The 15,607-nt window shown below is 42.0% G+C and carries 7 protein-coding genes; 3 read left to right on the top strand and 4 right to left on the bottom strand.

Going from position 1 to position 15,607, the window contains the following annotated elements:
• Nucleotides 1-42 precede the first annotated feature (42 nt).
• The gene (locus V7K27_RS03230) at nucleotides 43-1,920 is read right to left on the bottom strand and encodes an NAD(P)H-quinone oxidoreductase subunit F (protein WP_334944249.1); all 1,878 of its coding nucleotides are present in this window, start codon (nucleotides 1,918-1,920) and stop codon (nucleotides 43-45) included.
• Between the two features lie 648 nt (nucleotides 1,921-2,568).
• Between V7K27_RS03230 and V7K27_RS03225 the strand changes: the two genes are divergently transcribed.
• Nucleotides 2,569-4,188, top strand: a complete 1,620-nt coding sequence (locus tag V7K27_RS03225) for a cyclic peptide export ABC transporter (protein WP_334944247.1) — start codon at nucleotides 2,569-2,571, stop codon at nucleotides 4,186-4,188.
• Nucleotides 4,189-4,203: 15 nt separating this feature from the next.
• Here V7K27_RS03225 and V7K27_RS03220 read toward each other — a convergent pair whose 3' ends face one another.
• The gene (locus V7K27_RS03220; RefSeq protein ID WP_334944245.1) at nucleotides 4,204-4,986 is read right to left on the bottom strand and encodes an ABC transporter permease; all 783 of its coding nucleotides are present in this window, start codon (nucleotides 4,984-4,986) and stop codon (nucleotides 4,204-4,206) included.
• A 253-nt stretch (nucleotides 4,987-5,239) separates the two neighbouring features.
• Here V7K27_RS03220 and V7K27_RS03215 point away from each other — a divergent pair, with 253 nt between their 5' ends.
• Nucleotides 5,240-5,845, top strand: a complete 606-nt coding sequence (locus V7K27_RS03215) for a DedA family protein (RefSeq protein ID WP_334944243.1) — start codon at nucleotides 5,240-5,242, stop codon at nucleotides 5,843-5,845.
• A 429-nt stretch (nucleotides 5,846-6,274) separates the two neighbouring features.
• Here the strand turns inward: V7K27_RS03215 and V7K27_RS03210 are convergent, their stop codons facing one another.
• Together V7K27_RS03210 and V7K27_RS03205 are read right to left on the bottom strand one after the other, a co-directional pair.
• Nucleotides 6,275-7,309 (bottom strand): pentapeptide repeat-containing protein, encoded by a 1,035-nt coding sequence (locus V7K27_RS03210; protein WP_334944241.1) that lies wholly within the window; start codon nucleotides 7,307-7,309, stop codon nucleotides 6,275-6,277.
• Between the two features lie 177 nt (nucleotides 7,310-7,486).
• The gene (locus V7K27_RS03205; protein ID WP_334944239.1) at nucleotides 7,487-8,368 is read right to left on the bottom strand and encodes a pentapeptide repeat-containing protein; all 882 of its coding nucleotides are present in this window, start codon (nucleotides 8,366-8,368) and stop codon (nucleotides 7,487-7,489) included.
• Between the two features lie 1,750 nt (nucleotides 8,369-10,118).
• Here V7K27_RS03205 and V7K27_RS03200 point away from each other — a divergent pair.
• Complete coding sequence (locus V7K27_RS03200; RefSeq protein WP_334944237.1) at nucleotides 10,119-15,494, top strand: translocation/assembly module TamB domain-containing protein; 5,376 nt, start codon at nucleotides 10,119-10,121, stop codon at nucleotides 15,492-15,494.
• Nucleotides 15,495-15,607 lie beyond the last annotated feature (113 nt).

Below are 15,607 nucleotides of genomic sequence, written 5' to 3'. Positions count from 1 at the left end.
CTGACAATATTAAACTGTTAACTTTTAGTAGGATACCTACTGTTATCCAACTGTCGAGATTTGAAAAATCACATTTAAAAACTGCACTCCCCAAAATGGCCAAGTTACCCACATTCCTAAAACACCTACTCCTAGAAGGACGGTGAAGGCATAAAATTGGGCTTGTCCAGAGGTGCTGTATTTGAGACTTTCGCCACCTAATAGGGAAAATAAACCAACTAAATTAACGATGCCATCGACTACAAAGCGGTCAATCATATCGGCAAGTTGGGAAATTTTGGCAACGCTGAAAATAATGGTCATTCGATAGAGTTTGGGGGTGTAAAAGTCGTATGCCAATAAGTCTTGTAAACCTTGCCAAGGCAGGCGAATCGGTTTCGGAATATTCCCTAAATAAATCACGCCAGTGATGCTGCAACCGAAAATACTCGACCAAATTAAAAGTAGTGCAACATCTTTATTTAGAGTTGCCCAATCGGGTAAAAGTGATAAGCTTTGCAACACTAAAGGAAGATGTAGACTGACACCCAGTAAAATGATCATTGGCAAAATCATCGGCCAGTGTGCTTCAGGCGATCGCTGACTCATTTGTGTAGCTTTACCACCAAAAATCAAACCGAATTCTCTGGTTAAACTCACGGCTGTTAAAGCATTTACCGCTATCACTACCCCCACTAACCAAGGGTGCGTTTCCCACAACCCATCTGCTAATTTGATCAATGCCCAAAAGCTACCCAAGGGTGGAAAACCAATTAATCCTAAAGTCCCGACGATAAAGGCTATTGCAGAAATCGGGCGACGTGTCCACAATCCGCCTAATTGGGTAACATCTTGGGTGATGCTATTCCAGATAATTCCCCCAGTACTCATCACCAACAGGGCTGCGGATATGGCATGGGTGAGTACTAACAACAGCGCCGTTTCGGATTGTTGCACTCCCACGGCGATGAATACTAAACCCATGTATGCACTGACAGAATAGGATTGGCAGCGTTTAAGATCAATTTGAGCGATCGCAATCAAAGAAGCACCCAACGCTGTCACAACCCCAATACCCACCATTGCAGAGGAAACTATGGGCGAGATGGTTAACACAGGTTGCAATTTAATCAGCACCCACGCACCACTAGCGACTACTACCGAGTTCCGCAAAATCGTGCTGGGAACAGGGCCTTCCATTGCTTCATCCAACCACAAATGCAGGGGGAACTGGGCACATTTGCCCATCGGCCCAGCAATTAAGGCTAAACCTACGAGTGCCATTGTTGTCGGATTAACATTTGCAGTAGCCGCCCACTGCGCTAGTTCTGTATAATTCCAAGTTCCGGCGAGAGGCCATAATGCCAACACGCCTATCAGCAAGAATAAGTCTCCCACCCGCTTGGTTAAGAAAGCGTCTCTCGCACCTGAAACTACCAACGGCTGGCTAAACCATAAGCCGACTAGTAGATAGGTTCCCAGCGTTAGGACTTCCAAAATTACATAGCTGAAGAACAAGTTATTACACAAAGCAAGGGCACATAATCCCGCTTCAAATAATCCTAATAACGAATAGAAGCGTCCCCAACCCCAATCCATTTCCATGTAGCCGATGGCATAAATCTGCGCTAGCAAATTCAAGCCAGTAATCACAACCAAAGCGCTGACACTCACTGAGGAAATTTCTAAAGCAATGGTGAGGTCTAAACCAGCCGTAGATAACCAAGGAATAAATACATTTTGGGCTGGCTGATTCCAAGTTGCTTGTAAAGCGATCGCACTATGTAGAAACGCCAAAAATGTCATCACCAAGTTTACATAACCCGCCGGTCTTGGCCCCGTTTTCCGAATGATCCCCGGCGACCAAGGCACGGCTAACAAGCCACCTATTAAGGCATAGCAAGGAACTAGCCAAACAGTCTCAAGTAGAAACTGAGCCATCAACTTACCTCTAAATGTTCATCAAAAGTTCAGGATTTTAAATCAACTGGCGTTGATCCCAGTTAACCCAGCGACCGCAGATAATGCAAATTTATCTTTGTTTAATTTTGTTAGAAACAGCTTACCGTTATATCTGTCAAAATGGAATTACTTTATCTAAATAAATTTGAGATAATTACTCTAATTAATTCTTATATAATCAACTATTTGATTAATGAATAATAGCTATTGTTTTTTATCTATGAATTGAGCGTGATATTAATCAATGGTAATCATTAGTTTTATCAATTGATATAGCCCTACTGAATCATTCGTGAGAAACAAGATCCCCGACTTCTTTGAGAAGTCGGGGATCTGCGGCTTGCAATTCGTACATTAGTGTTAAGTTAACGTGAAAGCTCAGTCTAAGAGCATGTTTGAAAAGTCCTCTTCTCGGTAGCAAAACGTTTTAGATCCCCCTAAATCCCCCTTAAAAAGGGGGACTTTAATTGCGGTTCCCTCCTTTTTAAGGGGGGCTAGGGGGGATCAATAAGTACCTAAAATCACAGCAACCACTTTTCAAACAACCTCTGATAGTACAATTGAGGAATTGCATAAAACTTTTTGAGCATCGGATGATGAGCATTTGAGAGAGAATAAAGGCTGAAAGTGTTGATTTTACGATGGTTAGTGCGTTCTTCGTGGGGGATGGTAGGGATCGCGATCGCGACTGGATTCTTGAGTGGCGGTAGTAGTGCTGGCTTGATTGCCTTAATTAGCCATGCTGCTAGTAATAGTGCCGCTTCCCGCCTCACATCGATAATTTGGGGTTTTGTGGGGCTAGCAATAGTTGCACTGATTACCAGTATAATTTCCCAAGTGATGCTGATTCGCCTTTCTCAGAATGCAGTTTTGAAATTACAGATGGGTTTGAGTCGCCAAATTCTCGCTTCAAAGTTGAGTCATCTGGAACGCTTAGGGAATCCTCGATTATTGGCAACTCTCACAGAGGATATTCAGGCGGTTGCTAATGCTGTTTATCAGATGCCTTTCATTTTTATTAATTTAGCGATCGTTTTGGGTTGCGTAGCGTATATAACTTGGCTCTCTTGGTTAGTATTGCTAATGGTTTGTGGTATTTCAGTAGTAGCGATCGCTAGTTGTCAGTGGCTACTCGACAGAGGAGGGAAATTGCTGGCTCTAGCTCGTGAAGATGAGGATCATCTATTTAAACATTTTCGCACGATTACCGAAGGAGTCAAGGAACTCAAACTAAACTACAGGCGGCGTGAAGACTTTTTAGAAAAAAAACTGCAATCAACTGCTACCGAATTCCGTCATCACAACGTTAACGGTCTAACCCTTTTTGCCATAACTACAAGCTGGGGTCAACTCGTATTCTTTTTTGCCCTCGGTTTTGTACTGTTTGTGCTGCCTAATCTGCTTTCCATCAATAGCGAAACTCTCTCTGGCTACATTTTGACCTTCACTTACTTGGTGTTACCAATGGATAACATCATCAGCAAACTTCCCCTATTAAGCAAAGCCACCATTGCCTTGCAAAAAATCGATTCACTGGGTTTATCTCTAGCTAGTCGAACTGAAATATCGACTGTTCCACCTGCGATTAAATCTGATTGGCACAGCTTGAAATTTCAAAGTGTTACCCACACTTACGACACAGTTAAAGAAGACAATAGCTTTATTTTTGGCCCCATCGACCTGACACTTTATCCTCAAGAATTAGTCTTCATTGTCGGCGGGAATGGTAGTGGTAAATCTACATTGGCAAAACTAATTACTGGACTTTACATTCCTGATAACGGCGAAATTTGGTTTGATGACGAGTTAATTAGCGAACAGAATCGAGAATGGTATCGCCAGCATTTTTCTGTGGTATTTTCCGATTTTTATTTATTTGAAGAACTTTTAGGATTAAAAAATTATCACTTGGATGCTCAAGCTACAAAATATTTAAAACAACTGCAACTAGACCATAAAGTGAAAGTTGAAAATGGACAACTTTCCACCACAGCACTTTCTCAAGGACAACGTAAACGGCTAGCTTTGCTCACAGCCTACTTGGAAGATCGACCAATTTATCTATTTGATGAGTGGGCAGCCGATCAAGATCCAGTATTCAAGGAAATATTCTACACTCAACTTCTACCAGAACTGCGATCGCGGGGCAAAACAGTGCTGGTGATTAGCCACGACGATCGCTATTTTCATTTAGCAGACCGAATTATCAAACTTGACTATGGACAAATAGAGTATGACAAAACTTAACCCAAGCGAATTATTTTAACTCGAAGCACTGGTATAAAACCGCAACGCAAACCGCCAAAACCAAGTAGAAGTAAAAAACAGCACTCCTGCTAATATTGCCGCACCTATTAACCAGCTTATTTCACTCCGACCCAACAGCGCTTGGGCTGGTATAGTAGTTAAAAAAGCTACTGGCATTACAAAGGTGAAGAAAAAGCGATAAGCAGTGGGATATGCGGCGATGGGATATCGTCCAGCTTCCAACAAACCACGCAACACTTCGGTAGCGTTGTATATTTTGACGAACCAAATACTCGTCGATCCCAGCATAAACCACAGGCTATACAAAATCACCAAGCTGAACAATAACGGCAGTACACCAAGTAGATAGTCGTCTATCCCGACACCAAGGCGTTTACCTGCATAGCCAATAATAATACTACCAAAAACTAGATCCGGCAGTCCCCAAGGTGAAAGGGTATGGGTGGAAAGCCAAAACTGACTACGGATAGGTTTTAATAATATAAAATCCAAAGTGCCTTCCTGTACATGACGGACAATGCGATTCAAGTTCGATGCCAGAAAAGTAGCAGAAAATCCCTGGAGTAAGGTAAAAATCCCTAGAACTACTAAAGCTGCTTCCCATGACCAGCCACTAAAAGTGTAGCCAGTCCGGTAAAACAAGAATAGGCCAAAGAGGCTACCGATAAGATTTCCTAAGCTGCTGAGGGTAGCTATGAAAAAATTAATCCGATACTCCAACTCTGCCGCGATCGCAGCACCCCAAAATAGTCTTAGTACTTTCAAATATCTTCGCATCTTACATCTTAAACCTATATAGCGTTTCCTAATCACATGAGGTACATCATAGCCCCCTCTCGAAGAGCGGGGAGGGGGTTGGGGTTCTTGTACGTCACCAAGCGAGAACCGCTATAACCCAAAATCTGCCATCTGTAATGACATTTTCCAAAATTACACAATAACTTTACGTAAATTTAATATTACTTTTTATCCAGGAAAATTGCTAAACGTTAAGATGTTGTGGATCTATTCTTGAAACGTAATAAATTCTATGCATCTGGATTTACCACAACTGATTAAATCACTCGGCTACTTTGGGGTATGGGCGATTGTCTTTGCTGAATCTGGCTTGTTAATTGGTTTTTTCCTGCCTGGAGATAGTTTATTATTCACTGCGGGATTTGTCGCATCTCAGAATTTACTGAACATTTGGGTTCTGATTTTTGGTGCTTTTATTTGTGCAGTCTTAGGTGACAATGTTGGCTATTTTACTGGACATAAATTTGGCAGAAGACTATTTCAGAAGGAAGATTCATGGTTGTTTCATAAAAAACATCTTGTGAAAACCCAAAACTTTTATCAACAGCACGGTAAAAAAACGGTTGTTTTAGCACGTTTTCTACCCATTGTACGGACTTTCGCGCCGATTGTGGCTGGGATTGGGGCGATGCATTATCGCACATTTATGTCTTACAACTTAATCGGTGGCTTTCTTTGGACATTCGGCATCACCATGTTAGGGTTTTTCTTAGGAAAATCTCTGCCACCTGAACAGGTAGATAAGTATTTGTTACCGATTATTGGATTAATTATAGTTGTTTCTTTAGTGCCATCGATTATTCATCTAATACAAGAAAATAGAGCAAAGAAAAGTTAAAATATTTTTCGGATTTTGTGTAAATATTAGGTATATTTATTTACTTAATTTTGCTAAATATTGGTGATGTATGGCTAGACTGTCTAAGAGGTTGTTTGAAAAATATTTTTCGTAACATCAAAGCCTCTCGGACTGTGGGGGAGAGGAATGGAAGCGGGGTTTCTAGTATACTTTGCGACTTTTCAAACATCCTCTCAGGAAGATCGACTGGTTACAGCAGAAATCATGTATTTGAACCACATCTGTCGTAGGGGCACAGCATTGCTGTGCCCCTACTGCGTGGTCTATTTACCTGAAAATAGCTGTAAAAAGAATTGAAGATCGCTCGTCCTCGTCTGAGCTATATGTGTACTACTTTACCAAGTAGAGTGACCATTGGTATAGCGATCGCCTGCATTAAACTCAACAACATATTGCACTCCCTGTTCTCTAGCATTGGTTTGGATTTTCTAAAGGCAAGCGCAGTTGTTCACGAAATTCTCGATTATAGCAGGCTTGATCCCAATTTTCGGCTGTTTTTAACTTTTGAGGAGTTAGGTGACGAGCGCTTTTCAGGTTGGCACTCTTGAGCTTGGCACCTTCAAAGTTAGTACCTTCAAGGTTGGCATTTTCCAGGTTGGCATTTTCCAGGTTAGTACCCTCAAGGTTGGCATTTTCCAGGTTGGCACTCTTGAGTTTGGCACCTTCAAGGTTGGCTTTTTCCAGGTTGGCATTGGAGAGCTTGGCACCTTCAAAGTTGGCGTTGGACAACTTCGCACCTTCAAAGTTGGCACTCTTGAGGTTGGCACTCTTGAGGTTGGCACTCGAGAAGTCGGCATCTTTGAGATTGGCACTAGAGAGATTGGCACCTTCAAAGTTGACATCAAATAAGTCCGCATCTTGCATTTGGGTACTTTCTTTGAGGTCAACACGTTTGAGGTTAGCACCTTCGAGGTCGGCACCTTCAAAGTTGGCGCGTTCGAGGTCAGCATCTTCAAGGTTGGCACTCTTGAGGTCGGCACTCTTGAGGTCGGCACTGCTGAGGTCGGCATCTTCAAGGTTGGCACTCTTGAGATTGGCACTTTTAAGGTCGGCACTGCTGAGGTCGGCAGTATTGAGGTTGGTACGTTTGAGGTTGGCCCGTTTGAGGTTGGCACCTTTGAGCTCGGCATCTTTGAGGTTGGCAGCGGAGAAATTAGCATCTTCAAGGTTGGCACTGGAGAAATTGGCATTTTCAAGTTTGGCACCTTCAATGTTGGCATCATTCAATGAAATATTATTCAGGGCGTTATCAGCCTTAACCAGTTTTTCCAGCGCTTCAATTCTTTCTGTGCTGTCTTTTTGTCCTTGAAGAGCTTCGACAGTATCCAAAAGTTGTTTTATTCGTATCTTTTTGTATACAACATTTCCCACAAATATTACTACAGCCACGAGGAGAATAGAAGTCAAACCAATTGACCTAGAGCGCTGATTTTTTATGTCCATAATACTTTGCTAAATAAACTCACAAACTCAACTCGATTGCACCAGGTTTGCAGCTTTTTACTGCTGAAATACTTGACTTGATTTAAGTAAGTTGGCGTGAATAATTAAAGATTTGTAGTAAGCAGCTTTAGCCCGCTTCCCTCTTCAAACACAACTTCAACTGCACAAGAAAATTGGTCAGCATTGGCTGTGATTTGCTGGTGGTAAGCCTAGTTGTTTGCGAAATTCTAGGTCGTAGCAAGCTCTCTCCCAATTTTTAGCTGCTTTGAGCTTTTGAAGAGTTAGGTTTTGGGCATCTTGAAGATTGGCACCTAGAAGATTGGCACCTAGAAGATTGGCACCTAGAAGATTTGTACTCTTGAGGTCGGCATTTTCAAGGTCGGCATTTTCAAGGTTGGCATCTTCAAGGTTGGCACTCTTGATGTTGACACCTTGAAGGTTGACGCCTTGAAGGTTGACACTGCTGAGTTTTGCACTCGTGATATTAGCACCTTGAAGGTTAGCACCTTGAAGGTTAGCACCTTGAAGGTCAGCACTACTGAAGTTGGTACTGCTAAGGTTAGCACCTTGAAGATGGGCATCTCTGAGATTGACACTAGTTAGATTGGCATTGCTGAGGTTGGCATTGGTTAGGTTGGCATTGCTGAGGTTAGCACTGGTTAGGTCGGCATTGGTTAAGTTGGCATTGGTTAGGTCGGCACTGGTTAGGTCGGCACTCTTCAGGTCGGCATCTTTAAGAATGGCACGTTCCAGCTTGGTACCTTCGAGGTCGGCACTCTTGAGGTCGGTATCTTCAAGGTCAGCATCTTCAAGGTTGACACTGGAGAAATCGACATTATTCAATGGAATCTTATGCAGGGTGTTATCAGTCTTAACCAGTTTTTCCAGCGCTTCAATTCTTGCTGTACTGTCTTTTTGTTCTTGAGCAACTTCGACACTATTCCAAAGTAGTTTTATTTGGATTTTTCTCCCTACAAAAATTGCTACAAGTATTACTAAAGCTCCGAGGGGAATAAAACCAAAACCAATCGACCTAAAGCGATTATTTTGTATGTCCATGATACTTTACTGAATAAACTCCCAAACTCAACTCGATTGTGCTAGGTTGACAATTTACTCCTGCTGAAATGCCTTGGCTTCAGGGAGCATCTTACTTTCGTAAAAAGCCTTGTAAAACCTCACCCCAACCCTCTCCGTGGGTTCGGAGAGGGAGTAATAATCTTGTTTCTCATCTGGTATATTTGCAAAACTGAGATGCTCCCTTGGCTTCATTTAGTTGTTTTTCTAGAAGCAAATAATTCGTTGATTCATTGGCTGGTATTATAGAAAACCAAAAAATCCTGAATATGACTTCCTCACTTCGGTAATTTCATTAGTATCAGTTTTGCATTATCCCACAGACTCTTAATTGAGGCAACAGTTTTGTTTTATTCGTGCTGATTTTTATAAATAAAGCTCTGAAAAACTCTCTGTCATACATGGAAGTTAGGATGCTAAAACGAGATATTCAGAAGACATTAATAAAGCCTCTGAAATACGTGGTGGAGTGATGAAAAAAAACTGAAAGATAAGTAAAAAGCAGGTAATCCCACCTGATGCAAATGAATAAATATATTCATGCTCAGATTTGCACATTTGTTTGACAAATCTATGACAAATTCATGACGCAAATGTGACGAGATTGATTATGCTGCCTTAAAAGTAACAACTTATTAACTTGATTGTATATAAAAAAAATATTGAAGAAGAATTCAGTAGTCAGAATTCAGGAGCGGAGCTTAGGATTGCTCACGGACTGGAAGAACACTAAATCTGCATATAGGAATCATATTTGATTTCTGAAAAAATCTCGGTAGTCTTGTAGTAGACCGTCATGGCTTTAATGTTCCAAAAAAATTGCTTTGTTGGGTGGAGGCAAAGCGTAACCCAACATCCTGATATATGTTGGGTTGCGCTCCGCTCCACCCAACCTACGTCTACGTCTAATGTACTATTTTAGCCTAGGGGTTCACTACGTGCATTTCACTAATCTTATACTAGTCCTATATTTAGTAGGGGTGTAAAAAGGTCGTTTATTCAGATGCCAATCGTACAGAATTCATGCTGAATTATCGAAACAGCAATATTGGCGCCAGTCGTCAGAATTCAGAATGAATTCTCTACGAAAAAGTGGATGAATAACCGGCGTTTTTGCACCCCCACCAAATTTTCTTGTTTTGTGGTCTTCAATTCATTTGGGGTCTGAATCCCCAAATGAATTGATTCTGATTCCTGAATTCTATTTTGATATAATTATTTGATAATACTGACATTCTACTCTATAGAACTCACCATTTTCAGATTATTTGGCATCGTCATCTATACTAAGTTAGATTCTACAGAGTTGGAATTTTATAACCAGGGTTGTATATACAGAAGTTATCAGAAAGTAATTTAATATCATAAATATTCCCGAAGTTCTAAAAATCATACTTAAGCACATAAAATCTATCTAAAGATACCAATTTGAATGATTATAGAATTACCTTTAAAGATAAAATAAATACCATAGACCAACAAAACTAATGTCTGGGGAAAAATTATTAGTCGAAGTATATTCAAGAATTACGCAAAATAAAGTATGAAATAACATAGACGCATTTGCCAGCGTCTCGTTGACGCAGCTTCTCCTAGAGAATAAAAGCACCTTACCGCAAAGTTCTTGCGTAAGTCCTAATATTGTGAAACCATAGCTTGTAACTTGCTGCCCCGATGCACTAGTCTGTCTCTCGCCTGACTCCAGAAAAAAGTACTGGTACTAGTAACAATCATGACGCCATCTCCAAATTCAGAAAATAATCAGAAACCATTTAATCGTCGTCTGTGGCTTCTGCTTTTAGGACGTACCAGTTTGGCTCTAGGTGGGGTTTTGCTGGTTGGAATTGCAGTTGGTGGTTGGTGGGCTAGAAACTATGTATATAATGATTTAGCACCGTTAGTCCAGCAAAATCTTCAGCAATTGCTTGGGCGTCCAGTAAAAGTTGGGAAAGTTGAACGTTTTTCGCTCTCTAGTCTAAGATTTAGCTCTCTATCGATACCAGCAACTCCCACCGATCAAGATCAGGTGGTAGCAAAAGCTTTGGAGGTGCAGTTTTCGCCCTTGGAACTCCTGTTTAACCGAAAACTAGCATTAAATGTCACGTTAGTTCAGCCCAATGTCTACATTCAAGAAGATAAAGATGGTCGTTGGGTGACAGCCCAAGTGAAGGCTGCGGAGGGACAAGGCTTTATTCAAACTGAGTTGGAGACACTTCAAATTCAAGATGGCGATGTCGAGTTGATGCCATTCGCCGCACCAACTAAACCGAAAGGCTCAGTAATATTAGATCAAGTTGGTGGTGTCGCCCGATTTTCCGATCGCAATCAAAGGATCGCTTATGACATCAATGCTCAACTCACTAGGGGAGGCGGTGTTAAAATCGTTGGCGAAACACAAGTAAAAGCTCAACAAACTAGCCTCAAACTGCAAGCACAAAATTTACAAGTATCAGAGGTCAGTCGATTAATTCAGTTACCCATCGCTTTGCAAGCAGGGTATTTAAATGCTGATTTAGGGGTTCAGATTCCACCCAAATTATCAGAAATATCAGTTACGGGAACAGCTACAGCTAATCAAATTACTGCTAAAATTAAAAATATTCCTCAGCAAGTTTCTAATTTTAATGGGAGATTTGTATTTCAAGGTCAGACAGTTGCTTTAGATAATCTGAATACGAACTTTGGTAAAATTCCCATTCTCGCAAATGGAACAATTAATACTCAAACAGGTTTTAATATCTCTGCTCAGATAAAACCTATTAGTGCGAAAAATATCTTAGACACATTGAATGTAAATTCGTCAGTCCCAGCTAGTGGCGAAATTCAAGCAAATATTCAGGTACGCGGCGCACTTGAGCAACCAGTAGTTAGCGGTACAATAAGCAACACAAAACCTATTCAAGTTGACCGCGTTCAATTTAAAACCGTCAACACTGATTTCCGCTTAAATGCATCTCAAACTGCATCTCAACTTACCGTCTCCAATCTGAAAATAGTCCCCGCAGCCGGTGGTCAAATTATCGGCGGCGGTGAAGCTAAATTGGGAGTTAAAAAAGATGTAATATTTAATGCTCAAGCTGATGGGATATCAGGGGATATACTAGCACGCAGCTATGGCGTTACTCTACCGATCGCAGTTGGAAATGTTTCCGCAAAAGCCCAAATTTCTGGCTCACTTGACAAACAGCCGTTGAAACTTGATGTTTCTAATGTTCGGGTAACGCCGCCAGGCGGAGGGCAAATCACAGCCAATGGTCAAATTCAACTGGCTCCCCAAGGTCAAGTAGGTGTAGATATTCAAGCTCAAGGTATCCCCGGAAATGCGATCGCTCAAGGTTACGGCATTTCAACTCCAATTCAGGTTGGTGGTATATCTGCGAACGCTAAAATTTCTGGTTCTCTGGGTACACCGTTAAACGTAAATGTTTCTCGCGTTCAGGTTAATCCAGAGGTGGGAGGGCAAGTTACAGCTAGTGGTCAACTTCAGCTAGCACCCCAAGGTAGGGTATCATTTAATGTGCAAGCCCAAAATTTACCAGGGGATGCGATCGCCCGAGCGTACAAATCCTCACCTTCGATCACCATTGGGAATGTGTCGGCAAATGCCAATATTTCCGGTACTCTGAACAATCTGCAAGCAGTAGCGCGGGTGCAAGCACCGAAAGCCACCTATCCCACTACCGGACGAGTTGTTGTTGCTAAACAAGGAGAGAAAATTCTCTTCCCTGATGCAGTTTTGAACGTCGCAGGGGGGACAATCACCGCTAGTGGTCAACTTGCACAACAACGCTGGCAAGGGGTTGTCAAAACTTCTGAAATTCAACTAAACCGTTTCTCACCACAACTGCGAGGACGGCTAAATAGCAATATTCAGTTAGCAGGCACAACAAAATCTTTTCAGCTTGCAGATATTCGCGCCGCCGGAGAAATCCGCCTTCCTCAAGGGATAGCACAGCTGGAAAAACCGCTCACAGCCCAATTTAAGTGGAATGGACAGCAGATTATAGTTGAAAACGCAAGTACCCCAGGATTGACTGCTAATGGTGCGATCGCTATTCAGTCTCCACCAACTGGCGCACCCAAAATCGCCGGATTTAATTTAAATGTACTGGCGCAGAATTTCAACTTAAAAAATACTGGCTTCAAAGTTCCTGGTGACGTAGCGGTAGCGGGGTTAGTTGATTTTAATGGAAAAATTACAGGTACTCTAGATGTTCCCCAAGCTAATGGTAATATCCGGCTGCGGAATTTTCAGGTGAGTGACTTAGCATTTGACCCACTTTTAACCGGAAACGTGAATTTTCAAGGCGGACAAGGGGCAAGTCTGCGATTAGCTGGGAAGCAAGATAAGATTGCGCTGAATCTGGGTGCAGATTATCGGCCAACTTCATTTTTAGTTCAACGTGATGGCGCACTCACCACGGGGAGAACTGAGGGAGAGAACTTGCTCATTAACGCCCAACAGTTTCCCATCGCTCTGATTGGCGGCTTTTTACCTAACAATCAATTGAAACCACTGGGGGGGCAACTATCGGGAAATTTAGTTGTCAATCTTAATAATTATGCGATCGCGGGGGATGTTGCGATCGCAGCGCCCCGTGTTGCTAGAGTTGCAGCAGATGAATTTCGCGGCACGATCAATTATGCTGATGGTACTGCTAGCTTGGCTAATGGTCAATTGCGGATTGCAGATAGCAACATTGCCTTGAGTGGAAATGTGAAAACAGGGAATGACCCGCAATTTCAATTCCAAGCTAATTTTGATCAAGCCAAAATCCAGAGACTTTTACAAGCGTTCAATGTCTTCGACTTTCAAGACCTTAATACCGGGTTGCAGCCTCCGAAGTTAGCTAAAGCAGAAGTACTTAACACTGAATCTATCAGTTTGCCCGATGCAGATTTGAAAACACAGTTAGCATATTTCTCAAAACTTACCGCATTGGCAGCAAAACAACAGCAAGTAGAGACAAAACAAACTCCATCTTTGCCCACCCTTGCAGAATTAACGGGTGCTTTAAGTGGAGCAATTACAGCGAATGGCTCATTAAAATCTGGGTTGAACGTCGGCTTTAATTTTCAAGGTGCTAACTGGCAATGGGGTGAGTATTCTATTAATCAAGTCATTGCTCAAGGCAGTTTTGCTGATGGTATCGTCACACTTTCGCCCTTGAGTGTTGGGATAAATCAAGGACTGGTGGCCTTTTCAGGACAGTTAGGAACTGAGCAACTATCTGGAAAGTTGAATGTAGCAAGTTTACCTTTATCACTTTTAGAGCCTTTTATCCAAAAATACCCCATAGATATTACTGGGAAAGTGAATGCTGACGCCACATTAGCAGGTAGTATAAAAGACCCTAGTGTTAAAGGGCAAGTTGCGATCGCGGATGCAACTCTCAATAAAAAACCTGTGCAAACCGGAAAGGTAAACTTTGATTACAACAAAGCTCGCTTGAATTTTGATAGCACTTTATTAGTGACAGGAACGCAGCCAGTTACTATTACAGGTAGCGTACCGGCTCCTTTGCCTTTTGCGGCAGTGCAACCAGATAGCAATCAAATCAGCATCAACGCCAATGTGCAGAATGAAGGATTGGCACTGTTAAACGTATTTACCAACAATCAAGTCGCTTGGGTAGACGGTCAAGGAAAAGTAGATTTAAACATTCAAGGCACTTTAAACGAACCAATTATTAACGGAAATGCCACACTTAATAATGCAACTTTTAGCGCTCAAGCTTTATCTGAACCCCTAACGAATGTCACAGGAACGGTGCAATTTAATGGTACAACGCTGAATGTTGAAGGTATCCAAGGTACTTACAATAAAGGGCAAGTGAGTGTATCAGGTATCCTGCCAATTTTTACTCCTGGACAAGCCGCAGCGAATCCCCTGACAGTATCAATAGCAGACAAACTCAATTTTAAGGTTGCAGGACTTTATCAAGGCGGTGTTGGCGGCGATGTCGTAATTCGGGGAACAGCGTTAAAGCCTGTAATTGGTGGAGATATTAAACTGAGTGATGGTCAGGTGATTATTGCAAACTCGACTACTGCTAATAAAAAATCAGCAGCGACAGCAGAGGCTAACGCTAATGTCATAAACAGAGAAGAAGTTAACGCTAACGTCACACCTACACCAGAGAATAGCGCTGAACCAGTAGTTACAGCAACCGGAAGTACTAGCGCAGCAACTCCACCCAATTTACCTAATTTACCTATAGAGTTTGCAGATTTAAAGTTGACTTTAGATAAAGATATTCGTGTTACCACTCAGTCTCTATTGAGCTTTGTACCAGGAGGAGCCGCATTGAGTCAGCCCCTATTGAGCTTTGATGCCAAAGGCGACTTGACCATTAATGGTACATTAGCCAAGCCGCTTCCTGAAGGAGTCATTCGTTTGACAGGAGGAAAACTGAGCTTATTTTCCACTGAGTTCACCTTGGCGCGGGGCTACGAACAAACTGCGCGGTTTACTCCAAGTCAAGGACTTGACCCGACTTTAGATGTCCGACTTACGGCAATTGTACCGGAAGCATCGGCAAGGAACACTCAAACTTTGGAATCACCATTGTCTTCAGAAGTCAGCGATGTTTCTGTAAACAACTTTGGGACTTTACGTACCGTTACCATTCAAGCCAGGGTGAACGGGCCAGCTAGTAAATTGGGTGACAGTCTAGAATTGACAAGTGAACCCAGCCGTAGTAAGGGAGAAATAGTTGCTCTACTGGGTGGCTCAATTCTGAATTCTTTCGGTCAAGCAGATGCAGGACAAGGGCTAACTAATTTCGCTAGTTCTACCATTTTAGGTGGTTTGCAAGGAACCATCACTGCGATCGGACAGTCTGTTGGTTTCAGTGAGTTTCGGATCTATCCGACACCATCTACTAATAATACTAAAACAGCGACTGCTTCAGTTCTGAATTTATCAGCAGAAGGTGTGTTTGACATCAATAGAAATTTTTCTGCCTCTTTATCACGCCCTCTTACTAGCGATGACTCTTTCCTTTACAACGTGCTATATCGAATCAATGACGAAATTCTCATGCGAGGCTCAACTAATTTAGGGGATGAAAATCAATTCCAAGTTGAGTATGAAACCCGATTTTAGATTAACACAGTTCAGTTGCAGGTTAAGAGACTATCGTAATTAACTTGAAATTTTAACTATACAGTTGATTATATCTGTGCAAGAATGGCGATCGCTGATCAAAATGACTTGCA

The sequence above is a fragment of the Nostoc sp. genome (assembly GCF_036919575.1).
Taxonomy (GTDB): Bacteria; Cyanobacteriota; Cyanobacteriia; order Cyanobacteriales; family Nostocaceae; genus Nostoc.
This window is presented reverse-complemented; position numbering and strand designations above follow the sequence as displayed.

Bases quoted from the DNA above. Each gene is read 5' to 3' on its own strand.
- V7K27_RS03230 (WP_334944249.1), bottom strand. From the start codon at position 1,920: ATGGCTCAGTTTCTACTTGAGACTGTTTGGCTAGTTCCTTGCTATGCC.
- V7K27_RS03215 (WP_334944243.1), top strand. From the start codon at position 5,240: ATGCATCTGGATTTACCACAACTGATTAAATCACTCGGCTACTTTGGG.
- V7K27_RS03200 (WP_334944237.1), top strand. From the start codon at position 10,119: ATGACGCCATCTCCAAATTCAGAAAATAATCAGAAACCATTTAATCGT.
- V7K27_RS03205 (WP_334944239.1), bottom strand. From the start codon at position 8,368: ATGGACATACAAAATAATCGCTTTAGGTCGATTGGTTTTGGTTTTATT.
- V7K27_RS03210 (WP_334944241.1), bottom strand. From the start codon at position 7,309: ATGGACATAAAAAATCAGCGCTCTAGGTCAATTGGTTTGACTTCTATT.
- V7K27_RS03220 (WP_334944245.1), bottom strand. From the start codon at position 4,986: ATGCGAAGATATTTGAAAGTACTAAGACTATTTTGGGGTGCTGCGATC.